The following is a 22,409-nucleotide window of genomic DNA, read 5'->3' on the forward strand; positions in this document are numbered from 1 at the left end:
CCCGTATACTAGTACCAAAGTCGCCGAGTGGGCGGCGCTCGTTGGAGCGTCACTCCCCGAACCGCGACCAGACGACCCCGACACTGCCGACGTCGCGCGGTGACGTTCGTCACCGACGCAACGGGCGGCAGTTCACTTCACTTTCACCGTGCTCTACGAACCCTTATCGGCGAGGGCGCGTAATCGCAATCGATGCCGGCCTCTGAGGACGTCGCGTACGTCGACCACCCGCTACTCGTCCCGTCGTTCATCGAGCGACGGCTCTACCAGATTCGACTCGCAGGCGCCGCGCGCGACGACCACACGCTCGTCTGTCTGCCGACCGGTCTCGGGAAGACGACGGTCAGTCTGCTCGTCACGGCCGAGCGACTGTACGAAGTCGGCGGCAAGTCGCTGTTCCTCGCCCCGACGAAACCACTCGTCCAACAGCACGCCGACTTCTACCGTGAGGCCCTCACCATTCCCGACGACGAAATCGTGGTCTTCACCGGTGACGTTCGACCCGACGACCGGGCCGAACTCTGGGAAGAAGCCCAGATAATCATCGCGACACCGCAGGTCATCGAGAACGACCTCATCGGGAACCGAATCTCCCTCCGTGACGTGACGCACCTCACGTTCGACGAGTGTCACCGCGCGAGTGGTGACTACGCCTACGTCTACATCGCAGAGCGATACCACGCCGACGCGGCAGACCCACTCGTCACCGGGATGAGTGCCTCGCCCGGCGGCGACGAGGAAGCCATCCTCGAAGTCTGTGAGAACCTCGGTATCGCCGACGTGGAGGTGATGACCGAAGGCGATGCCGACGTCGACGAGTACACGCACGACACGGACGTGGAGTGGAACCGTATCCAACTCCCCGACGAGATTCTGGAGATACGCGACGCGCTCAACGAAGTCATCACCGACCGACTGGAGAAACTCAAGCAGTTGGGCGTCGCGCGCTCGACCAAACCCGACGTCTCGCAAAAAGACCTCAACAGGATGCGAGCGGAACTCCAGCGACTGATGAACGCGGACAAGTCGGAGGGGTACAAGGGGATGTCCACGCACGCGGAGGTGATGAAACTCCGACGAGCGGTCGAACTCGTCGAGACGCAGTCGGTCGAATCCGTCCGACGCTACTTCGAACGCCAGCGGAACGCGGCCCGTTCGTCGGGCGCGTCGAAGGCGAGTCAGCGACTCGTCGCCGAACCGAAGGTCCGCGAAGCGATGCGGAAAGCAGAGTCGTTCGACGGTCTCCACCCGAAGTTTCGGAAGACGCGAATCCTCCTCGCCGAGACACTCGGCATCCACGACGGAGAACGCGTCATCGTGTTCACCGAGTCCCGCGACACTGCCGAGGCGTTGACGGAGTTCCTCTCGGAGAACTTCTCCGTCCAGCGATTCGTCGGACAGGGAGACCGCGAGGGGTCCGACGGGATGTCTCAGAAAGAACAGCAGGAGACGCTCGACAAATTCCGCAGCGGGGAGTTCGAAGTCCTCGTCTCCACGTCTGTCGCCGAAGAGGGACTGGACGTGCCGGAAGTCGACCTCGTGCTCTTTTTCGAACCTGTGCCGACGGCAATTCGCTCTATCCAGCGCAAAGGCCGAACTGGTCGCCAAGCCGACGGGCGCGTGGTCGTCCTCCTCGCCGAGGACACGCGTGACGAGGCGTACTTCTGGATTTCACGCCGCCGCGAAAAGACGATGCAGAACGAACTTCGTGAACTGAAGGGTGCCGCGCCTGAAATCGAGGCCGAACTCGACCACTCTCAACGTGACCTCGCAGAATTCTCGGGTGGCGAGTCCACCGGAAACGCAGGGGTCGATGGCGCGGCGACCGCGGAAACTGGGCAAAGCGCTGCGTCGCCGTCCGCTGATGCCGCCGACGCCGCCGACGGTACCGAATCAGTCGCCACGGCGAGCGCAACGAACGGGCAGTCCGGCCTCGCAGACTTCGGACCCTCTGACGAGCAACTGGCACGGGCCGAACCCGACGACGAGGCCGAGGGAGAATCCGAAGGTGAGACCGAATCTGCCGACGGGAGTGACGACGCCGAAAACAGCGACGACGACACCAACGCAGGCACGATTGCGAAAGCCGGGTCCGACGACGGCGTCGAAATCGTCGTCGACCAGCGCGAACTCGACTCCCACATCGCGCGGACGCTCTCGAAACGTGACGACCTCACGACTCGACTCGAAACGCTGGCCGTCGGCGACTACATCCTCTCGGACCGCGTCGCAGTCGAACGAAAGAGCGTCTCTGACTTCCTCGACACGTTGACCGGTGGTGACCGCTCGTTGTTCGAGCAAATCGCCGACCTGACACGACACTACGCCCGTCCGTTACTCATCGTCGAGGGAAGAGGCCTCTACGAAGAGCGGAACATCCACCCCGGCGCGATTCGCGGCGCACTCTCGTCTGTCGCCGTGGACTTCGGCGTGAGCGTCCTCTTCACCGAGGACGAAGACGACACCGCCGAGATGCTCGCCACCATCGCGACACGCGAGCAGACAGACCGCGAACGAAGCGTGAGCGTCCACGGCGGAAAGAGCGCGAAGACGCTCGACGAGCAACAGGAGTACGTCGTCTCCGCCATCGCCGACATCGGTCCCGTGACTGCGCGGACCTTACTCGAAGCGTTCGGCAGCGTCGAAGCGGTGATGACGGCGAACGAAGACGACCTGCAGGACGTCCGTGGCGTCGGGAAGGTCACCGCCGAACGGATTCGTGAAGTCGTCGGGTCTGAGTACCGCTGAGCAACACGACTCTCCTGCGCCGTCCCGCAAAAACACCAATTTCTCCCGAGAACGAACGAAACTCTGGAGCGACAGTCGTCGCTATTGGTCACTATTGTTGTACCGAAGAAAACATTATATGGCTCGCCACTAAATTACTACTCGAACATGAGTAACTCTTCCTCGACCACTGACGCCACGACGGGACAGCGCGCATTCTACGGCGAACCACAACACGAAGATTGCCACGTAGACGACCGCGACATCTTCTGTAACGGAGACGAGCGCGTCGACGAGCGCAGTCTGTTCGTCCAGACTTCGCACTACCTCGTGACGACTGACGACGAATTCACTCCTGTCGAACAGACCCAGCGCACCGCTGGCGTCGCGTAAGCACACTCGGTGGTTCGAGGAACCACTTCAGCATTTTACCGAACTATCGATGCCGTTCGAGAGCCGACGGTGTCGGCAGATTTTGGCTCAGGGGACTACGGTCATCGGGACTGCTTCTGCACGGAGGACCGTCTCTGCAGCACTGCCGAAGACCGCGCGCTCGACGGGGCCGTCTTCGTGGTGACCCATGACGACGTGGTCGTACCCGTGTTTCGCGACTGTGGCGAGAATCTCCTCTCCGACTCGGTCGGCGTTCCACACGTCTACCGTGATGGTCGTCAGTTCCGGTTCGTCTGGGACGTCCGACGCGACGAGGCGCTCGCGTGCGTCGTCCATAATCGCGTCAGTGGCATCTGTCTCGTTGTTGGTGAAGTGGACGACGTGAAGTGTTGCTCCCATGCCGACAGCCATGTCGATGGCGAAGTCGAGGGCGCGCTGACTGGCGTCGGTGCCGTCGATGGGAATGAGAATCTGCATACGCATGGGAGGGTCCGCGGAGGCGTAAATTCTCCCGTCGGTGTGGTCGTCGGCTATCGGTCCAGCGCGGCGATCGCCTCGGCCGCCTCACGTGCGGCAGCGAGGAACTCCTTCGCACGACGCGGGTCGTCGGTCGACTCTGCCTGCTCTGCGGCCCACGTCAGCGTTCGAACGAGGGACTCGCGCGCACCCGAAACGTCGCCAGACGCAGTCTGGCGGGCCGACGAACTCCGTTTGTCGACGCCACCGGACTGTGCCCGGCGCCCCGACGACTGTTGCTCGCCGACGTCGCGTGGCGTGTACTCGCGGGCGGCCTGCGCTTGTTCTTGGACAGCCTCTGTCTGGCCGTTGCCGGGTTGCGGTGTCGACGTGGCATCGGCGGAAGTCGTCGGTTCGGCGACGGTCTGCTGTTCGTTCGTTGCCTCAGCAGTCTCCGGTGCCGCCTCCGCTTCTGCGACCGCTTCGGCGGCGCTCTCGGCATCTTCGTCCGCGCTCGCGGCGGCCTGTCCCTGCGTCTGGCAGGTCGGACAGAACTCCTGTCCGTCGTAACGGAAGATGGGGTCGCCACACTGGTCGCAGTGCTTGTTCGTCATCGTCGCGCCCTTCAGGAGCAACTCGCTCATCCGCTGTGTCGAGCGACGTTTCTCTTCGTCTCGCTCGTACTTCTCCCGAAGTCGCTGACGTTCTGCCTCCTTGTCGAACTCGCTCATGTGGGTCTGGACGCCGCGAACCTCGAAAAACCCCACGGCGTGGGCCGAGCGTGTCGGTAAGTTCGACGACTGTCGAATTATGAATCGACAAACAGTGCCACGGTGCGCGTTCCGAAACGTTTACTCGGAATCCACAGCGTCGTTTATGTGGTATGACGAAAGTTAGCGTGATTGGCGCGGCCGGCACTGTCGGCGCTGCGGCTGGATACAACCTCGCGCTTCGTGACGTCTGCGACGAACTCGTGTTCGTAGACATCCCGAAGATGGAAGACAAGACGGTCGGACAGGCGGCCGACACGAACCACGGCATCGCGTACGACTCGAACACGGTCGTTACGCAGGGTGGCTACGAGGACACCGCCGGGTCCGACGTGGTCGTCATCACGGCGGGCATCCCACGCCAGCCAGGTCAGACTCGTATCGACCTCGCGGGCGACAACGCCCCCATCATGGACGACATCGGCTCCTCGCTCGCAGAGTACAACGACGACTTCGTCTCCATCACGACGTCGAACCCCGTCGACCTGCTCAACCGTCACCTGTACGAGACGGGCGACCGAGACCGCCACAAAGTCATCGGCTTCGGTGGCCGTCTCGACTCCGCACGCTTCCGCTACGTCCTGAGCCAGCGCTTCGACGCGCCGGTCAAGAACGTCGACGCGACCATCCTCGGCGAACACGGTGACGCGCAGGTCCCCGTCTTCTCGAAGGTCCGTGTCAACGGCAACGACCCTGCGTTCTCCGCCGACGAGAAGGACGAGATTCTCGGCGACCTCAAGGAGTCCGCCATGGACGTCATCGAGCGCAAGGGCGCGACCCAGTGGGGTCCGGCGACGGGCGTCGCTCACATGGTCGAAGCCGTTCTGCACGACACCGGCGAAGTGCTCCCCGGTTCGCTCGTCCTCGACGGCGAGTACGGCTACGAGGACACCGCCTTCGGCGTCCCCGTCAAACTCGGCTCCAACGGCATCGAAGAGGTCGTCGAGTGGGACCTCGACGACTACGAGGCCGAACTCATGGACGACGCCGCCGAGAAGCTCCGCGACCAGTACAACAAAATCGCGTAAGCCGGCCGGCTTTCGCTCCGACACGAGTTTTTTCGCGGTTGCTTCGTCTCGACGTCCGCCGACACACGTGTCTCTGTCGAGTCATTCGCGTTCCTCTCATCGAGTCACTCGTGTTCTGCTCATCGAGTACCGAGTCGCCCGTTTTTCCCACCGAGTTCCGGGCCAATCGTTTTCTCACCACCAGTCGATAATTCACGTATGGCTACCTTTGGAGACGCCCCGACGGGGTCGAACACCCGTACCGACTCGGTCGAGCATCGTCGCGTCTTCATCTTCCTCGTCGTCGCCTTCGGGCTCGCGGGGGCGACTGCGCTCGTCGTGTTCGCCACCGGCGGCTTGACCAACTCCCCGCAGCTCGCCTTTGGCTTGCCACTGTGGCTGGTCCTCGTCAGTACGTTCTACATGTTCTCGCCGGCCGTCGCCAACGTCGTCACCCGCCTCGTGACCGATGAGGGCTGGGACGACATGCGGATTCGGCCTGCGGTTCGGTCGAACGCCAGAACCTACCTCCTCGCGTGGCTTGTCCCGGGGCTGCTGACGGCGATTGGGACGGTGTTGTTCTTCGCCGCTTTCCCGGCATATTTCGACCCCAACGCGTCGGCGTTTCGTGACGTCTTGCCGGCCGGTGCACCACTCGGACTCGTCGTGGTCGTACAGCTCCTCCAGGGGCTCGTTCTCGGCGCGACGCTGAACACGGTCTTCGCCTTCGGAGAGGAGCTCGGCTGGCGGGCGTACCTCTTACAGAAACTCCTCCCACTGGGCCCTCGTCGCGCCGTCCTCGTGTTGGGCGTCATCTGGGGGGCGTGGCACTGGCCGCTCATCGCGCTCGGCTACAACTACGGATTCGACTACGTCGGTGCGCCGTGGACCGGGTTTCTGGCGATGGTCTGGATGACGACGGCGACAGGGACGTTCCTCGCGTGGGTCGCGCTCCGTGCCGACTCGGTGTGGCCTGCAGCCCTCGGTCACGGGATGATAAACGCCTTCGCGGGAATCGGCTTCATCTTCGCCACGTCCGGTGCGCCATCACTCCTTGGTCCGACCGTCGTTGGCGCTGTCGTCGCCATCCCGTGGGCAGTCGTCGCTGTGGCTCTCTTGATTCGGTCGCCAGTGTTCGCGACGTAACCGTCGGGGCGAGACGGTACGGCCGTCGTTTCAGCTCTTCGGCCTACAGCCGTCGTTTCAGCTCTTCGGCAGTCTTCTGGCCGACGCCCGGCACGTCCGTCAGGTCGTCCAGCGTCGCCTCGCGGACACCGTCGACGCTTCCGAACCGCGTCAGCAGTGCCCGCCGCGTCTTCGGCCCGACACCCGGAACGTCGTCGAGGACGGTCTTCACCTCGTCGCGGAGCGTCTGGTGGTACTGGACGGCGAACCGGTGTGCTTCGTCTCGAACTCGCTGGAGGACGTGGAGATGTGGCGCGTCGTCCGGCCAGTCGAAGGTTCGGTCAGGGGTGATGACGAGTTCGCGCTCTTTGGCGATGCCCACCGCTGGAACGCCCCACCCAGTCTCGTCGAGGGCATCGAGGGCGGCGTTCAACTGGCCTTTCCCGCCGTCGATGAGGAGTAAATCGGGGTCAGGGCGGTCATCGCGGCCTTCGAGGGCTCGAGTCGCTCGCCAATGAATCAGTTCGCGCATGTTCGCGAAGTCGTCGTTTCGCTCCGTGAGTCGCCGGCGGCGGTAGTCGGCCGTCTCGGCACTCCCATCGACGAAACACACGTCGCTCCCGACGACGGATTTGCCCTGCGCGTGGCTCACGTCGAAGCCTTCGATGCGGGAGACGCGGCGGACGTCGAGGTTCAGTTCGCGGGCGAGGGTCGCGAGGCCATCGTCGCGGCCGGCGCGCCTCCGGGCGTTCTTCAACGCGAGTTCGACGAGCTTCGCTTCGCGGCCGGCACCGGGAACGCGGACGCTCACACCCTCTGATTCGAGCCACGAGACGACGTCTTGGTCGTCCGGATGTTCGGACAAGACCACCGCGTCGGGGAGTTCGCGTTCGGCGTAGAACTGTGCGAGGAACGCCGAGAGGACGGCAGCAGTTCGGTCTTCGCCCTCCGGTGCGTCGAGGTGGTGGCGCGTTCTGTCGACTAACTGCCCGCGTTCGGCGTGGAGACGGGCGACGGTGGCCGAATCTCCGCGGAGTGAGACGCCGAGAACGTCTATCGCCCGCTCGTCGGAGTGCGACGAGACGGCCGCCTCACCAGCGCCGTGGAACGATTCGACTGCGTCGAGTCGGTCACGCAGGTTGGCGGCGCGTTCGAACTCTTCGTCCTGTGCGGCCGCCTCCATCTCGCGACGGAGTGGGTCGGCGAGCACACCCGTCTCGCCTTCGAAGAACCGGACTGCTGACTCGACGTCGTCGCGATAGGCGTCTTCGGCGATCTCGCCGGTACACGGTGCGGTACAGAGGCCCATCTCGAAGTCGAGGCACGGACGCGACCGATTCGCGTACTTGTGGTCCGAACACCCGCGAAGCCCGTACGTCTCGCGGATGGCCTTCACGACCGTCTCGACGCGCCCTTTGTCGGTGTATGGGCCGAACACGGTCGCGGAGTCTTCGGGGTCGCGCGTCACGTCGATTCGCGGGACGGGGTGGTTCGTCAGTTGGACGAGCGGGTAGGATTTGTCGTCCTTGAGGCGGACGTTGTACCGCGGCTGGTGGCGCTTGATGAGGTTCGCTTCGAGGAGGAGCGCTTGTGTTTCGGTGTCCGTGACGGCGAAGTCGATACTCTCCGACCGGGCGACCATCCGGGAGATGCGCTCGGACCGCGGGTCTGCATACGACCGGACGCGAGCGCGGATATCGACCGCTTTCCCGACGTAGAGAACCGTCTCACCGTCGACGAACTGGTACACGCCGGGGTCAGACGGTAGTTCGCTGGCCCGCTCTCTGACCGCACCTGCGTCCATCTGCCGGTGGTTACTTCGCGAACGGCTTGAGGCTGACGCGTCCCCGTTGCTGCGGTTCCGGCGACTTTCGTGTCACTGTATGCAATCTCGTGTGTGGTTCTCCACGATACTATTCGATAGACGACACTCCAGTACGCAGGTTATCTCACGTGATAATCGGCACGAAACTTACTCGTGCCGGGGTCGGAAACCTCGGTTCAAATGGTACTCGGAATCATCACTCGTCTCCGCTCGTGGGTCGGCAGTCAGACGGCGATTACTGACGGTGGAACCGCTGCAGTCGTCGACGCACCCGACCTGAACGTCGACGACGATGTTCTCCTCGACGGCGTCGGACTCCCGGCGTTCGTCCTCGACGAAGCGGGACGAGTTGCAGCGTGGAACTCGGGCGTCGAAGCGCTCACCGGAACCACCGCACATGCGGCACTCGGTCACCGAAACCTCGGCGAACTGATGTACAACGACCCGTCGTCGAAGGCGCTCGCACAGACCGTTCTCAAGCACCCGAAAGGGGCAGACGAAGTCGACGGCGTCGAGTTAGACGACCCAGACCGACTGCTGTACGCCAAAGAAGAGACGTTCGCCGACGCGCGCGGAGCAGACTGCCACGCGCGCCACACCGCGATGCCGCTCTACGAAGACGGTGAGTTAGTCGGTGTCCTCCAGACCGTCCGCAACCGAACCGAGGAAGTCGAGCGACACCGCGAAGTCACCAGCCTCGTCGACGAAGTCGAGACGACGCTGCGAGAGTTGAGTCGAGGTAATTTGGATGCTCGCGCCACCATCGACGAAAGCGGCGTCGTCGACGACCAGCTGCTCCTCGTCGTCGATTCGGTGAACGAGACGGCACGCAACCTCTCGCACCTGGCCGCGAACGTCGAAGACGAGACGGAGACGGCGACGGCTGCGGTCACTCGCGCCGCGTCTGCTGCCGACGCCATCGTCGAGAACGTCGAGCAGCAACGCACCTTGCTCGACGAAGGTGCGACCCAGATGCAGCAGTTCAGCGCCACGATGGAAGAGGTCGCTGCGACGGCCGACGAAGTCGACACTGCGGCGGGAGAGGCCCGTGAGGCGGCCGCAGAGGGCCGCGAAGCCAACACCGAAGCGCGCTCGGCAACCGAGAGCGTCGTCACCATGAGCGACGAACTCGTCGACCGAGTGACCGAACTCGGCGACCGAATGGACGACATCGAGGCCGTCGTCGAGGTCATCTCAGAAGTCGCCGAGCAGACGAACCTCCTCGCACTCAACGCGAACATCGAGGCTGCTCGCGCCGGCGAAGACGGCGACGGATTCGCCGTCGTCGCAGAGGAAGTCAAGTCGCTCGCCGACGAGACGCGACAGCACACAGAAGACATCACCGCACAAATCGAGAGCATTCAATCTCGCACCGACGAGGCCGTCAGTGCGGCGACCGAATCCAACGACCGAATCGAGCACGCAGACGAGAGCATCACCGAGATGCTCGAAGCGTTCGAAGAGATTGCGTCGTCCATCGACGTCGCCGCCGACGGCGTCGCCGAGGTGTCGCGAGCGACCGACGAACAGGCCGAAGCAGTCGAAGAACTGACGGTGACTATCGAAGACGTACACGACCGGACCATCGAGACCGAAGGTGCAGTCGATAGCATCGTCGTGGCCACGGAAGAGAGTACACAAGCGCTCTCGTCGCTTGCGATGGAAGTCGAAGAACTGACCGGCGGACAGGCCTAATTCGTCACACCTGACCCTCGCGGGCACCTATTTTTGACTCAGGCGAACCCGGCGAGGAAGCTTCCGACCGCGTAGGCTACGGCCGCCGCGGCCATGCCGACGACGAACATCTCGACACCGTTTGCGACCCACGACCGGTTGGTGACGAGACTTCGACTCGCGCCGACGAGGAAGAACGCGGCGCCCGTGACGAAGATGGAGATGGGAAACAGCGGTTCGATGCCGAAGACGTAGGGTAAAAGCGGTGTCCACCCGGCGACGATGAAGGCGGCGAACGTCATCGCGGCGGTCTGAACTGGTGTCTTCCCGTCTGTTCGGACGTGGCCGTCGCCCACTGCGTCGTGGTAATCTTCCTCCGAGCGTTCCGAGAGGTAGTTACTCATCCCCATCGAGAACCCGTCGGCGAAGAGGTTCGCGAACCCGAGGACGATGACGATGCCGGGGCTCAGTGCCGCGCCTGCGACGCCGGCGACGACAGCGAACGTCGTGACGATGCCGTCGTTCGCACCGTAGATTATCTCAGGGAGGTAGCGCCCTGACGACTGCACGTCGTCCCCGAGCAACGTCTCGAGCATATCAGAGACGTACGTTCGCCAGGGAAATAAACCGGCGGCCGGTCACGAATCGCCCGACCCCCAGCGGACACGAACCGATAGCCGGATACGCCACGTGTAAGAGTGCCCCGGTTGAATCACGGACAATGAGCGACGACACTGCGCAACTCTGGTTGGTGGAACGGTCGTACGACGACCGGGACCTCATCGTACTCATCTACGCGACGACCGACGGCGAGTACGAACTCCGTAAGGAACTCGCTGCGGCCGTGATGCACCAGCGACGGATGGCCACGACGGCCGCCATCGAAGCACCGACGGAGAACCTCGAACCCGTCACCGACGACGACCTGCGCGAGCGATACGCCGCCGAGGCGACGAAGATGTCGGAGTCGCACGAGCCCGGAGACGAAGTTTAGGCCGAGACGCACAGTTCAGCGTGGGTATTTGACGGACACTCGCCCGTGGTTCCACGTCTCGACGTTATCGGCCGTGATTCTCGCACCTAAAACCCTTTAACCCAGTGCGAGGTACGCCCGCCCATGGCCGCCATCGAACTGAACGGGGTGACGAAACGGTTCGAAGACGACGGAGGCGTACTCGATACGCTCGTCCCGTCGTCTGAGACCGACGTCGTGACCGCCGTCAACGACCTTTCGTTTTCCGTGGAATCGGGAGAGGTCTTCGGGTTTCTTGGTCCCAACGGCGCCGGAAAGTCGACAACTATCAACATGCTCTTGGACTTCGTCCGCCCGACGAGCGGGTCGGTCCGCGTGCTCGGACACGACGCACAGACCGAGAGTGTCGCTGTCCGTCGCCGAACCGGTGTCCTCCCAGAGGGATACGACGTGTACGACCGGCTCACAGGCCGTGAACACGTCGAATTCGCTATCGAATCGAAGGAAGCCGACGACGACCCTGACGAACTGCTCGCCCGCGTCGGTCTCGACCCAGAGGCCGCCGAGCGACGTGCCGGTGGATACTCGAAAGGGATGGCACAGCGCCTCGCGCTCGCGATGGCGCTCGCCGGCAGTCCAGACCTCCTCATCCTCGACGAACCGTCGTCGGGGCTCGACCCCGCCGGCGCACGCGAGATGCGCGAAATCGTCCGGGAAGAAGCCGACCGTGGGGCGACGGTGTTCTTCTCGAGTCACGTCCTCGGACAGGTCGAAGCCGTCTGTGACCGCGTCGGCATCATGCGCGAGGGCGAACTCATCGCCGAAGACAGCATCGAGAGCCTCCGAGACAGAATGGAGGCCGAAGCCATGCTCCGCCTCGACGTCGAAGGCGACGTCGACGTAGATGCCGTACTCGCCGTCGATGGCGTTTCGTCGGTCGAAACCGGTGACGGACGACTCGTCGTCGCGTGTACTGACAGTGCAAAGACGGGCGTCATCGACGCAGTCGAGTCCACCGGAGCGACGGTGGCCGACTTCGAGACCGATTCGGCGTCGCTGGAGGACATCTTCCTCGCGTACACCGAAGACGAAAAACAGGAGGTCACGGCATGACGCTCGAATCCGTCGCACGAAAGGACTTCCGCGACGCCCTCCGCTCGCGGTGGCTCTTGGGCCTCACGCTGTTCTTCAGCCTCATCATCGGCGGGTCGACGGCGCTGTTCTTCGGCGTCCTCCTGAAGGGCGCCGGTGCGAACTCGGAGTCACTGTTCGGACTCACGACTGCACCGGGTGGCCTGTTTAGCTTCTCGTACGCGGGCATGCTCGGGTTCATCCTCGCGCTCATCGCGCTCGTGACCGCGCACGGGTCGCTCATCGACGAGCGGGAGTCCGGGACGATGAAGCTCCTGCTCTCGCTGCCGAACTCCCGTCGCGACGTGGTGTTCGGGAAACTCGTCGGCCGGACGCTCGTCGTCATCATCTCGATGCTCGTCGGGTTCGTCATCGCCCTGTTCGCGATGCTCTTCACCGGTGGGCAGGTCATGTTCACGTCCTACGCCGGACAGGTTGCCCTCTCTGGACTGCTCGCGACGGCGTTCGTCTCCATCGGTATCTGGCTCTCTGCCACCGCCGAGTCACAGCGACAGGCACTCTTCAGCACGATTGGGCTGTACTTCATCTTCGCCGTCCTCTGGTCGACGGTTGCGACGGGCGTTCCGCGCCTCCTCAACTGGGCACTCGACAAGGTTCCGGGCGTCGAGCAGCTGGCTGCTGAACAGATTGTGCTCATGCGTCTGTTCATCAAGTATCTGAATCCGCTCCGGGCCTACGAGACACTCGTCGCACAGCTGTACGGGTCGGCCGTGGCGGCCCGCCTGTTCAAAGCTGGCCTCGGTGAGCAACTTCTCATCCAACCCGTGCTGAAAGAGTCGATTCCGTTCTACCTCTCCGGCCCGTTCATCCTCGCGGTACTCCTCGCGTGGATTGTCGTGCCGCCGCTCCTCGGCTACTGGACGTTCAAACGAGTCGACCTCTAAGGTCGGCTGTTGGGACGCTGTTCTTCGTTATTCTGGTGGATACGCGACGCCGTGGTCTGCGAGGAACGCCGCAAACTCCTCTTCGTCGAGCGTCGGCACTCCCTTCTCGTCGGCATCGTCGCGCTTGGACTGTCCGGGGTTCTCGCCGACGACGAGATAGTCGGTGTTGCCAGAGACCGACCCCGTGACGTTGCCGCCGTGGGCCTCGACGAGTTCTTTGACAGCGCTCCGACTCACCTGTAGCGTCCCGGTCACGACGACGGTGACGCCGGCGAGTTCGTCACCACCGGTTTCGACGGGTTCGGGTGCAACGCCGTGGTCGAGGAGTGACCGAATCACTGCGCGATTGTCCTCGTTCTCGAAGAAGTCTCGAACTCTGTGGGCCACCGTCTCGCCCACGTCGGGGACCGTCGTCAGTCGGTCTTCGAACGCGTCGAATCGGTCTTCAGGAACGTCCTCATCCAGTGGGAACTCGGCTATCGTCCCGAACTCGCGGGCGAGTGCGCGGGCGGTCGCTTCGCCGACTTCGGGAATGCTCAGTCCGACGAGGAACGAGTCGAGGGATGGCGACTTCGTCTCCTCGATGGCGTCGACGAGGTTCTGGGCGCTCGTCTCACCCCATCCTTCGAGTTCGACTAACTCCTCGACAGTGAGGTCGTAGAGGTCAGAGACGGTTTCGACGAGTCCCGCGTCCACGAGTTGGGCGACGCGCTCGCCACCCAGTCCGTCGATGTCCATTGCTCCTTTGACCGCGAAGTGTCCGATGGAGGCCTCGCGTTGGGCCGGACACGAGAGGCCGCCGGAACAGAACGCGAGCGGGCCGTCGCGGTCCACCGGACTCCCACAGACCGGGCATTCGTCGGGGAACTCGTAGGTTCCACCGCCATCCTCGACGACTTCGACCACCTGCGGGATGACGTCGCCGGCGCGTTTCACGCGAACCCGATCACCGATGGCGACGCCGAGTGACGCGATTTCGTCGGGGTTGTGGAGTGTCGCCCGCGAGACGGTCACGCCGCCAACGTCGACTGGGTCGAGGAGGGCGACGGGTGTGAGTCGTCCCGTTCGGCCGACTTGTACGACGATGTCACGAACTGTCGTCACCTCGTGGCGGGCGGGGAACTTGTAGGCGAACGCCCATCGGACCGACCGACTCTTCTCGCCTAACTGTTCGCGTGCGTCACGCGAGTCCACCTTGATGACGGTGCCATCGATTTCGTAGTCGAGGTCGTCGCGCACGTCCAGCATCCGGTCGCGGTAGTCGATTGCACCGTCGACGTCGTCGGCGAATTCGACGTAGTCGTCTGCGACGCGAAGTCCCCAGTCGTGGAAGCGGTCGAGTGCAGCACGCTGTGTCTCGGGCGTGACGCTCGAATCGAGGATGTCGTAGAAGAACACGGCGAGGGGTCGCTCGGCGACGACCGACGGGTCGAGGTTACGGAGCGTTCCAGCGGCGGCGTTTCGGGGGTTGGCGAAGGGGTCTTCGCCCGCTTCGACTCGTCGCCCATTCAAGTCGGCGAACGCCGGTTTCGGCATGTAAATCTCCCCTCTGACGGCCAGTCGTCCCGGCGGGTCGCCTCGAAGTGAGAGTGGGACCGTGGGAATCGTCTTCACTTGTGCGCTCACGTCGTCGCCGCGTTGGCCGTCACCGCGGGTCGCTGCCCGGACGAACTGGCCGTCTTCGTAGACGACTTCGACCGAGAGGCCGTCGAACTTGGGTTCACAGACGTAGGCCACGTCGCCGACTTCACGACGGACGCGCTCGTCGAACTCCCGGAGGTCGGCGGCTTCGGTGCTCTGGTCGATAGAGAGCATGGGAGCGGTGTGTCCGACCGTCTCCAGTTTTTCGAGCGGTTCGCCACCGACACGGTTCGTCGGACTGTTCGTCGTATCGAGGTCGAACGCACCTTCGAGCGCGACGAGACGAGAGAAGAGCGCGTCGTAGGCCGCATCTGAGATGAGTGGGTTGGCCTGCACGTAGTAGCGGTGGTCGTGTTCGCGGATGGCCTCGCGGAGGAGACTGGCCTGTCGCTCGGCGTCGTCACGGTCGAGCGACTCGGCGGGTTCGAACTCGGTCGGCGGGTCCCGAAGATACGGGTTCGACTCAGAATCGGCGTCGGCGTCACTCATTGGTCGATGTGTCGAACGGATTGCGGGTAAACGCTCCGGGCGCAGACTGTGTCCTCGAAGCCGCCGGCCCTGTTCAGGCGAAGAGATACGCCACACCGAGCGCGGTCATGAAGATGCCACCGAAGCGAGTGAGTGTCACGTTCCAGTCGGCGGGCTCGACCTCGTCCCACGACGTCTTGCTCCCGATAGCGTCGAGTTGTTCGAGAAAACGCGTGACTTGGTAGGGCTTGACGGCACCGGAGAGGCCGATGGCGAGAAAGCCGACACCGACCACGAACAGATGCTCGGTCATACATCGACTGTTCGACGAATCGACATGAGTGTTCGGGCCATCGGGCTCGATTCCCCTCTCTGTCGGGTGTTTTCGACGTGGCTCACAACTCGTGGGCAACGCTTGCCGTAACTGGCAGTTATTCCCTGCTACAGAATTATGCATCTCATACATGACCCGAGGTTTCCGCACTCGTGGCCTCCACGCCGGACAGGAACCGGACGCAGCCACAGGGGCCCGTGCCCCACCACTCTATCAGACCACGTCGTACGTCTTCGACGACGCTGACCACGCTGCAGACCTCTACGCACTCGAATCCGACGGTGACGTGTACTCGCGTATCTCGAACCCGACGACTCGCATCCTCGAACGCCGACTCGCCGCCCTCGAAGCAGGCGTCGACGCAGTGGTCACCTCCTCGGGAATGGCCGCTCTCGACGCTATCACCACTGTCCTCGCCTCCGCCGGCGACAACGTCGTCCTCGCCGAGGACATGTACGGCGGCACCTCGTCGTACTTCTCGAAGACCGCCACCCGACGAGGTATCGAACCACGAACCGTCGAGACGTTGGACACGGACGCCTACGCCGACGCCATCGACGAGAACACCGCGTTCGTCCACGTCGAGACGGTGGCGAACCCATCCCTGAAGACGCCCGATTTCGAGGCCATCGCCGACGTGGCTCACGACAATCGCGTCCCACTCGTCGTCGACAACACGTTCGCCACACCCGCGCTCTGTCGCCCCATCGAACACGGCGCCGACATCGTCTGGGAGTCCACGACGAAGTGGATTCACGGGTCGGGAACGACTGTCGGCGGCGTCGTCGTCGACGGCGGAACCTTCCCGTGGGACGCAGCGGACTACGACGAACTCTCGGGCGAGAACCCCGCCTTCGGCGTCGACTTCGTCGAACGGTTCGGTGAGCGAGCGTTCTCACAGGTCGTCCGTCACCGTGCCGTCAGGAGCACCGGCGGTTGCCAGTCTCCGTTCGACGCGTGGCAGACGATTCAGGGGCTCGAAACGCTGGCGCTCCGGATGCGCGCCCACTGCGAGAACGCCCGTATCGTCGCCGAGTTCCTCCGCGACCACGAGGCCGTCTCGTGGGTGTCGTACCCCGGATTCGAAGACCACGAGACCCACGACCTCGCGTCGAAATATCTCGAAGGCGGATACGCCGGCATGGTCACGTTCGGCCTCGAAGGTTCCGACGACCAGGCCTCCTACGAGGCCGCCAAGACTGTCTGCGAGTCGGTCGAACTCGTGAGTTTCCTCGCGAACATCGGCGACGCGAAGACGCTCTTGATTCACCCCGCATCGACGACGCACGCGCAACTCTCCCACGACGAACAACGCGCGGCGGGCGTCGCTCCCGACATGCTTCGCCTCTCGGTCGGCATCGAAGACGCCGCCGACATCGTCGCCGACCTCGACCAGGCAATCGAACAGGCACTGGCCGAACGAGCGGACGACGAGCGAACACCGATACTGACGGAGGAACCATGAGTCGCGGACGAGTCGCACCCGGCCGAAAAGTGGAGTCGGAGGTCGTCGACCTCGGCGAGTTCCGCTTCGAATCGGGTGAGGCGATTCCCAACCTGCAGGTGGCGTACGAAGCCTACGGGGAGTTCACCGGCGACAACGCCGTCGTCGTCTGTCACGCCCTCACCGGAAGCCAACACGTCGCTGGTCACGGGAGCGGGGCCAGTGTCTCGGGACAGGCCCGTGCGTGGTGGTCCGACATCGTCGGCCCAGGCAAGGCAATCGACACGAACGAGTACTACGTCGTCTGTGTGAACGTCCCCGGGTCTTGTTACGGGTCGAGCGGCCCCGCAAGCGACAGCCCAGACGGGGAACCGTGGGGAGTCGACTTCCCACCAGTCACCGTCACCGACTGGACACGCGCACAGCGCCTCCTCCTCGACCACCTCGGTATCGGCCGGCTCCACGCCGTCGTCGGCGGGTCCGTCGGTGGGATGAACGCCCTCGACTGGGCCGTTCAGTATCCCGACGACGTAGACCGTCTCGTCGTCGTCGCGGCGGCGGCGCGTCTCGACCCGCAGTGTCTCGGCCTCGACGCCGTCGCACGCCGGGCGATTACGACCGACCCGAACTGGAACGGCGGTGACTACTACGGCGACGACAGTCCCGACCCAGAGGGTGGACTCGGATTGGCACGCCAAATCGGCCACCTAATGTACCTCTCGAAGGACTCGATGGACCGCAAGTTCGGCCGACGGTCCGCTGGTCGTGGTGGCCGTGGGGATACGTACCCTGCGGACCCGGCGGCAGCGTTCTTCCCGTACCGCGAGGTGGAGTCGTACCTCGACTACCAAGCCGAGAAGTTCTCCGAACGGTTCGACGCGAACTCCTATCTGTACCTCACCCGCGCCATGGACGACTTCGACCTCTCGGAGGGGTACGAGTCCGATTCGGCCGCTCTCGCGGCGTTCGAGGGCGAAGCACTACTCGTCTCGTTCACCGGCGACTGGCACTTCACCACCGAGCAATCGGAGTCGCTGGCAGAGTCGTTCCGCCGAAACGACGCACCCGTCGCACACCACGTCATCGAGTCCGACCACGGCCACGACGCCTTCCTCGTCGAACCGGAGAAGGTCGGGCCACCACTCGACGACTTCCTCACTGCGGGAGTCGCTGGACGCGCTGTGACAGACACGCTCGCCGACAGCAGCGAACCCGAGTCGGAGAAGGACTTCGCACCGGTTCACTCGTCGCTGTTCAGTCGATAGCGTGTTGATTCCCTCGGGATTTTGCGGTGCTGAGCATCGCGTGCAACTTCGTCACAGACACCGGCGGGATTTGCGCTCGCCACCTTGCTTTAGCCCTGTCCTGCCGACTCTCTGTACATGAGTGACGACACGCCCGGGTTCCACACCCGGAGCCTTCACGCAGGACAGGACCCCGACCCAGAGACGGGTGCTCGCGCACCACCGCTGTATCAGACCACGTCGTACGTCTTCGACGACGCCGCCGATGCCGCGGCACAGTTCGCGCTGAAAAAGCCCGGCCACATCTACTCGCGCCTGATGAACCCGACCGTCGGCATGCTCCAAGAGCGTCTGGCATCGCTCGAAAGCGGTGTCGGTGCCGTCGCAACCTCGTCCGGGATGGCCGCGTTCGACCTCGTGAACTTCCTTCTCGCGTCGGTGGGCGACAACATCGTCTCCGCGTCGTCGCTGTACGGCGGAACCTACACGTACCTCACCCACTCGGTCGAACGCCGCGGCGTCACCACCCGCTTCGTCGACACCCTCGACGTAGACGCCTACGAGGAGGCAATCGACGAGGACACCGCGTTCGTCCACCTCGAAACCATCGGCAATCCGGCGCTCGTGACGCCCGACATCGAAGCCATCGCTGACGTCGCACACGACCACGGTGTGCCACTCGTCGTCGACAACACGTTCGCGACGCCGTACCTCTGCAACCCCATCGAACACGGTGCCGACATCGTCTGGCAGTCGACGACGAAGTGGATTCACGGCGCCGGCACGACCATCGGCGGCGTCCTCATCGACGGTGGCACCTTCCCGTGGGGCGAGTACGCCGACGACTACCCTGAGATTGCAAAGCCGAACCCGGCGTACCACGGCGTCAACTTCGACGAGACGTTCGGTCCCGCCGGATTCACCTACGCCGCCATCGCCCGCGGTCTCCGCGACCTCGGGAACTCCCAGTCGCCGTTCGACGCGTGGCAGACGCTCGAAAAACTCGAATCGCTCCCGCTTCGGATGCGTGCCCACTGTGAGAACGCACAGGCCGTCGCGGAGTTCTTAGACGACCACGAGAAGGTGTCGTGGGTGAACTACCCCGGTCTCGAATCCCACGAGACCCACGAGGAAGCCTCGAAGTACCTCTCGGGTGGCTACGGTGGCATGATTACGTTCGGACTGGCCGACGGCTACGAGGCCGCGAAAGGGACCGTCAACAACGTCGAACTCGCGTCACTCCTCGCCAACGTCGGCGACGCGAAGACGCTCGTCATCCACCCCGCGTCGACGACTCACCAGCAACTCACCGAAGACGAACAGGCCGCCGCTGGCGTCACGCCCGACATGGTCCGTCTCTCGGTCGGTATCGAAGACGTCGACGACATCATCGCCGACCTCGACCAGGCGATTCGCTCGGCGTCGAACTGAGGTCGCCGTCGGCGGTCACCGAACCGAGCGTTCGACCGCCGCCCCTTTTGCAGATGAGCGGGAATGAGAGTTCGTGGTAGAAGCACTCCTCTTCGTCGGACTCCTGGTGGCAGTGTTCGTCGGGTTCAACATCGGCGGGTCGTCGACCGGGGTCGCTTTCGGGCCGGCCGTCGGGAGCGACGTGCTCGGCAAACTCGCCGCCGCGGCGTTGATGACCGGGTTCGCGCTGCTGGGTGGCTGGACCATCGGGCGCGAAGTCGTCGCCAAGATGGGCGGGGAAATCGTCCCACAGAGCGAGTTTACCCTCGCGGCGAGCGTCGCCGTCCTCTTCTTCGTCGGGTTGGCGCTCTTGGTCTCCAACACGTTCGGCGTCCCCGCGTCCACGTCGATGACGGCAGTCGGTGCCATCGCTGGCCTCGGCCTCGCCCGTGGCTCTCTCAACTCCGACGTGATGCTCGAAATCATCTCGTGGTGGATCGTCGCGCCCGTCATCGCGTTCTGGATTTGCGCGGTCATCGGCCGCTACGTCTACCCGTATCTGGACGCGTGGCTCAAACTCGACCAGAGTCCGGGTGCGCTGGTCGTCCTCGACCGCGACGGGTCGATTCCGCGTCCACGACTCGGCCCGAACACGACCTATCGCGAGTTCGGGAGTACGATTCTCGTCGTCGTCGTCGCCTGTTACATGGCGTTCTCTGCAGGCGCCTCGAACGTCGCCAACGCCGTCGCGCCACTCGTCGGCAACGGCGCAGTCGACATGAACACGGGTATCCTCATCGCCGGTGGCGCGATTGGACTCGGTGCGTTCACGATCGCTCGTCGGACGCTCGACACCGTCGGAAACGACCTCACCGAACTCCCCATCCTCGCGGCGCTCATCGTCGAAGCGGTGAGTGCGTCGCTCATCTCGTTCCTCTCGGCAATCGGTATCCCTGCGAGTCTGGCGGTGAGCGCGACGATGTGTATCGTCGGCCTCGGGTGGGGTCGTGCGACCCGGACCGTCACGCTCGGTGATGCACTCAGTGGCGGCGAAGCACCGAAAGTGTCGGTCAACGCTCTCGCTGCGGAACGCGAAGACAAGGTCCCGAAAATCGGTGAAGAGGCACCCGACGAACTCTCTGCCCACGACTTGTTCGACCCCGGAACGACCGGGCGTGTCATCTTCTTCTGGTTGCTCACGCCCTCCCTGTCGGCAATCGCTTCCTACGCCCTGTTCTCTTCGAGCGTCTTCTGACGGGCGACTGCCCGAGGAAGTGACATTCGGATAACAGTCTACTGTGACTGAGTCGGTCACGCTGGCCAGTTTCGGCGTACGGAACAGCAAAGTCTAATGGTGTGGCCTCCGAACCGCTTGTTGATGCCCACGGTAACCTACCTCAACTACGAAACTCTCGACGACCAGGGCTGGGACCTCGACGACGAGGACCTCTTCGACAAGGCTGCTGACGCTGGCCTCGACGCAGAGGACTTCGGTGAACTCGAAGTCAACCAGGGCGAATACATCCTCGAAGCCGCGGAAGCACAGGGCTACGACTGGCCCTTCAGCTGCCGCGCAGGTGCCTGTGCGAACTGTGCTGCCATCGTCAAGGAAGGCGACATCGAGATGGACATGCAGCAGATCCTCTCCGACGAGGAAGTCAACGACAAGAACGTCCGTCTGACCTGCATCGGTTCGCCAACGGCTGACGAGGTCAAGATCGTCTACAACGCGAAGCACCTCGACTACCTGCAGAACCGCGTCATCTAAGACGCCAACTCAGAACTTTCTTTCGACGCCGACCGGTGAGCGGTAGCGCTGTCCTGAACGACAGTCTGTTCTCACAAGCCGACAGGAACTTGTCACGCTGAGTGGTCGGTCTGGACGTGTCACAGTCCCTCGAATCCCTCCCCGACGAATTCGACGTCTCCCTCCCCCACGAAGCACGCGAATTGGGGCGACTGAGCCTCTTTCTCGTCTGCATCACGCTCACCATCGGACTCGCGTACTGGCTCAACCTCAGACTCCGGGGCGTTCCGGTCGTCGGCCCGCTCTCGGCGTACGGAGTCGCCGGACTCGCCCTGCCGACGCTCACGTACGCGAAGTACCGTGGTCTCGACGTCTCGATTTCCCTGCCACGACCGACACAGGTCGGCAACGTCGCTGCCGTCGTCTTCACGCCACTGCTCGCCATTCTCGCGACGAGCGTCGCCACGATGGTGGCGTTCGACACGTCGTTTGCCGCGCTCGTCGGGTGGACGTACGCCCCACAGTCATCCCTCTTTGGCATCCTCCCGAGAGCCACCAAATTCTCGGTTCTCGGTCGCGGGTGGTACGGCCTCCTCGTCGTGGTACTCGTCGAACTCCTGCGAAGTCGAGTCGGGATGCGTTCGACGCACGCCGCCGCGTTCACGGCGGCAGCAGGACTGTACTTTCACTCGGTACTCAGAGACACTGGCCTCTCACTCGTCACCGCTGCCGCAACGTGGCGGTTCTACGCCTTCGCTGTCGTCCTCGTGGCTACCATCGCCGGCGGCATCACGCTCGGATTTATCTATCGAGGCGCAATCGAGCGTTCACTCCGCGTCGTCTACCGACCGCTCTACGTTCCGGTGTTCGCACTCGGACTCTTTCTCTTCGCTGCGTTCGTCACCATCTTGGCAGAGGTCCCGGGTGGATTCGAACACGCGCTGTGGGCACTCGCCTTCGGGTCCGCAGCACTCGGCTACGAGCGCACCGACTCGGTTTGGGTGCCGGTCGTGGTGATGTTCGTCTTCGACGTTGGGTTTCGTCTGGTCCACTTCTTCGAAGTCGCCGTGTTCTGACCCTGCTCAGTTTCAGGATTGATACCCTTCCCGAACACCTAACTCCCCTGCCCCCCGTC

20 protein-coding genes are annotated in these 22,409 nt (G+C 63.6%); 14 read left to right on the forward strand and 6 right to left on the reverse strand.

Annotated elements, in window-relative coordinates:
• The first annotated feature begins 192 nt into the window (after positions 1-192).
• Both GJR98_RS03470 and GJR98_RS03475 read left to right on the forward strand, forming a co-directional pair.
• A complete protein-coding gene (locus GJR98_RS03470) occupies positions 193-2,748 on the forward strand; it encodes a DEAD/DEAH box helicase (protein WP_151135502.1) in 2,556 nt (851 codons plus the stop codon).
• Between the two features lie 147 nt (positions 2,749-2,895).
• Positions 2,896-3,120, forward strand: coding sequence for a hypothetical protein (locus tag GJR98_RS03475; protein WP_151135504.1), 225 nt, complete (start codon positions 2,896-2,898; stop codon positions 3,118-3,120).
• An 87-nt stretch (positions 3,121-3,207) separates the two neighbouring features.
• Here the strand turns inward: GJR98_RS03475 and GJR98_RS03480 are convergent, their stop codons facing one another.
• Together GJR98_RS03480 and GJR98_RS03485 are read right to left on the reverse strand one after the other, a co-directional pair.
• Positions 3,208-3,597 (reverse strand): universal stress protein, encoded by a 390-nt coding sequence (locus tag GJR98_RS03480; RefSeq protein ID WP_151135506.1) that lies wholly within the window; start codon positions 3,595-3,597, stop codon positions 3,208-3,210.
• A 53-nt stretch (positions 3,598-3,650) separates the two neighbouring features.
• A complete protein-coding gene (locus GJR98_RS03485; protein WP_151135508.1) occupies positions 3,651-4,307 on the reverse strand; it encodes an Sjogren's syndrome/scleroderma autoantigen 1 family protein in 657 nt (218 codons plus the stop codon).
• Positions 4,308-4,459: 152 nt separating this feature from the next.
• Between GJR98_RS03485 and mdh the strand changes: the two genes are divergently transcribed.
• Entirely contained in the window at positions 4,460-5,374 is a 915-nt protein-coding gene (mdh, locus tag GJR98_RS03490) for a malate dehydrogenase (RefSeq protein WP_151135510.1), read from the forward strand.
• A 198-nt stretch (positions 5,375-5,572) separates the two neighbouring features.
• Complete coding sequence (locus tag GJR98_RS03495) at positions 5,573-6,499, forward strand: CPBP family intramembrane glutamic endopeptidase (protein WP_151135512.1); 927 nt, start codon at positions 5,573-5,575, stop codon at positions 6,497-6,499.
• A 43-nt stretch (positions 6,500-6,542) separates the two neighbouring features.
• Here GJR98_RS03495 and GJR98_RS03500 read toward each other — a convergent pair whose 3' ends face one another.
• Positions 6,543-8,282: an excinuclease ABC subunit C gene (locus GJR98_RS03500; RefSeq protein ID WP_151135514.1), complete on the reverse strand. Its 1,740-nt coding sequence runs from the start codon at positions 8,280-8,282 to the stop codon at positions 6,543-6,545.
• A 201-nt stretch (positions 8,283-8,483) separates the two neighbouring features.
• On the opposite strand from GJR98_RS03500, the gene GJR98_RS03505 reads away from it, so the two are divergent.
• On the forward strand, positions 8,484-9,998 hold the full coding sequence (locus GJR98_RS03505; protein WP_151135516.1) for a methyl-accepting chemotaxis protein: 1,515 nt from the start codon (positions 8,484-8,486) through the stop codon (positions 9,996-9,998).
• Between the two features lie 38 nt (positions 9,999-10,036).
• On the opposite strand, the gene GJR98_RS03510 is transcribed toward GJR98_RS03505, so the two are convergent.
• Positions 10,037-10,573, reverse strand: a complete 537-nt coding sequence (locus tag GJR98_RS03510; RefSeq protein WP_151135518.1) for a VIT1/CCC1 transporter family protein — start codon at positions 10,571-10,573, stop codon at positions 10,037-10,039.
• 125 nt (positions 10,574-10,698) lie between these two features.
• On the opposite strand from GJR98_RS03510, the gene GJR98_RS03515 reads away from it, so the two are divergent.
• The 3 genes from GJR98_RS03515 (at position 10,699) to GJR98_RS03525 (ending at position 12,986) form a co-directional block, all read left to right on the forward strand.
• Positions 10,699-10,971 carry a hypothetical protein gene (locus GJR98_RS03515; protein WP_151135520.1) on the forward strand — a complete coding sequence of 91 codons (273 nt, stop codon included), beginning with the start codon at positions 10,699-10,701 and terminating at the stop codon, positions 10,969-10,971.
• Positions 10,972-11,094: 123 nt separating this feature from the next.
• On the forward strand, positions 11,095-12,063 hold the full coding sequence (locus tag GJR98_RS03520) for an ABC transporter ATP-binding protein (protein ID WP_151135522.1): 969 nt from the start codon (positions 11,095-11,097) through the stop codon (positions 12,061-12,063).
• On the forward strand, positions 12,060-12,986 hold the full coding sequence (locus GJR98_RS03525) for an ABC transporter permease (RefSeq protein ID WP_151135524.1): 927 nt from the start codon (positions 12,060-12,062) through the stop codon (positions 12,984-12,986). Before GJR98_RS03520 ends, GJR98_RS03525 begins: the two co-directional genes overlap by 4 nt.
• A 27-nt stretch (positions 12,987-13,013) precedes the next feature.
• On the opposite strand, the gene ligA is transcribed toward GJR98_RS03525, so the two are convergent.
• Complete coding sequence (ligA, locus tag GJR98_RS03530; protein WP_151135526.1) at positions 13,014-15,116, reverse strand: NAD-dependent DNA ligase LigA; 2,103 nt, start codon at positions 15,114-15,116, stop codon at positions 13,014-13,016.
• Between the two features lie 73 nt (positions 15,117-15,189).
• Positions 15,190-15,408, reverse strand: coding sequence for a hypothetical protein (locus GJR98_RS03535; RefSeq protein WP_151135528.1), 219 nt, complete (start codon positions 15,406-15,408; stop codon positions 15,190-15,192).
• A gap of 151 nt (positions 15,409-15,559) precedes the next feature.
• Here GJR98_RS03535 and GJR98_RS03540 point away from each other — a divergent pair, with 151 nt between their 5' ends.
• The 6 genes from GJR98_RS03540 (at position 15,560) to GJR98_RS03565 (ending at position 22,350) form a co-directional block, all read left to right on the forward strand.
• The gene (locus tag GJR98_RS03540; RefSeq protein WP_151135530.1) at positions 15,560-16,894 is read left to right on the forward strand and encodes an O-acetylhomoserine aminocarboxypropyltransferase/cysteine synthase family protein; all 1,335 of its coding nucleotides are present in this window, start codon (positions 15,560-15,562) and stop codon (positions 16,892-16,894) included.
• Positions 16,891-18,138: a homoserine O-acetyltransferase MetX gene (metX, locus tag GJR98_RS03545; RefSeq protein WP_151135532.1), complete on the forward strand. Its 1,248-nt coding sequence runs from the start codon at positions 16,891-16,893 to the stop codon at positions 18,136-18,138. Before GJR98_RS03540 ends, metX begins: the two co-directional genes overlap by 4 nt.
• 117 nt (positions 18,139-18,255) lie before the next feature.
• Positions 18,256-19,548, forward strand: a complete 1,293-nt coding sequence (locus GJR98_RS03550) for an O-acetylhomoserine aminocarboxypropyltransferase/cysteine synthase family protein (RefSeq protein WP_151135534.1) — start codon at positions 18,256-18,258, stop codon at positions 19,546-19,548.
• A 112-nt stretch (positions 19,549-19,660) separates the two neighbouring features.
• Positions 19,661-20,782, forward strand: coding sequence for an inorganic phosphate transporter (locus GJR98_RS03555; protein WP_191965478.1), 1,122 nt, complete (start codon positions 19,661-19,663; stop codon positions 20,780-20,782).
• A gap of 123 nt (positions 20,783-20,905) precedes the next feature.
• Positions 20,906-21,295 (forward strand): ferredoxin Fer, encoded by a 390-nt coding sequence (gene fer / locus GJR98_RS03560; protein WP_151135538.1) that lies wholly within the window; start codon positions 20,906-20,908, stop codon positions 21,293-21,295.
• Between the two features lie 116 nt (positions 21,296-21,411).
• Positions 21,412-22,350, forward strand: coding sequence for a hypothetical protein (locus GJR98_RS03565; RefSeq protein ID WP_151135540.1), 939 nt, complete (start codon positions 21,412-21,414; stop codon positions 22,348-22,350).
• Positions 22,351-22,409: the final 59 nt, after the last annotated feature.

This window comes from Haloferax marinisediminis (assembly GCF_009674585.1).
Classification (GTDB): Archaea; Halobacteriota; Halobacteria; order Halobacteriales; family Haloferacaceae; genus Haloferax; species Haloferax marinisediminis.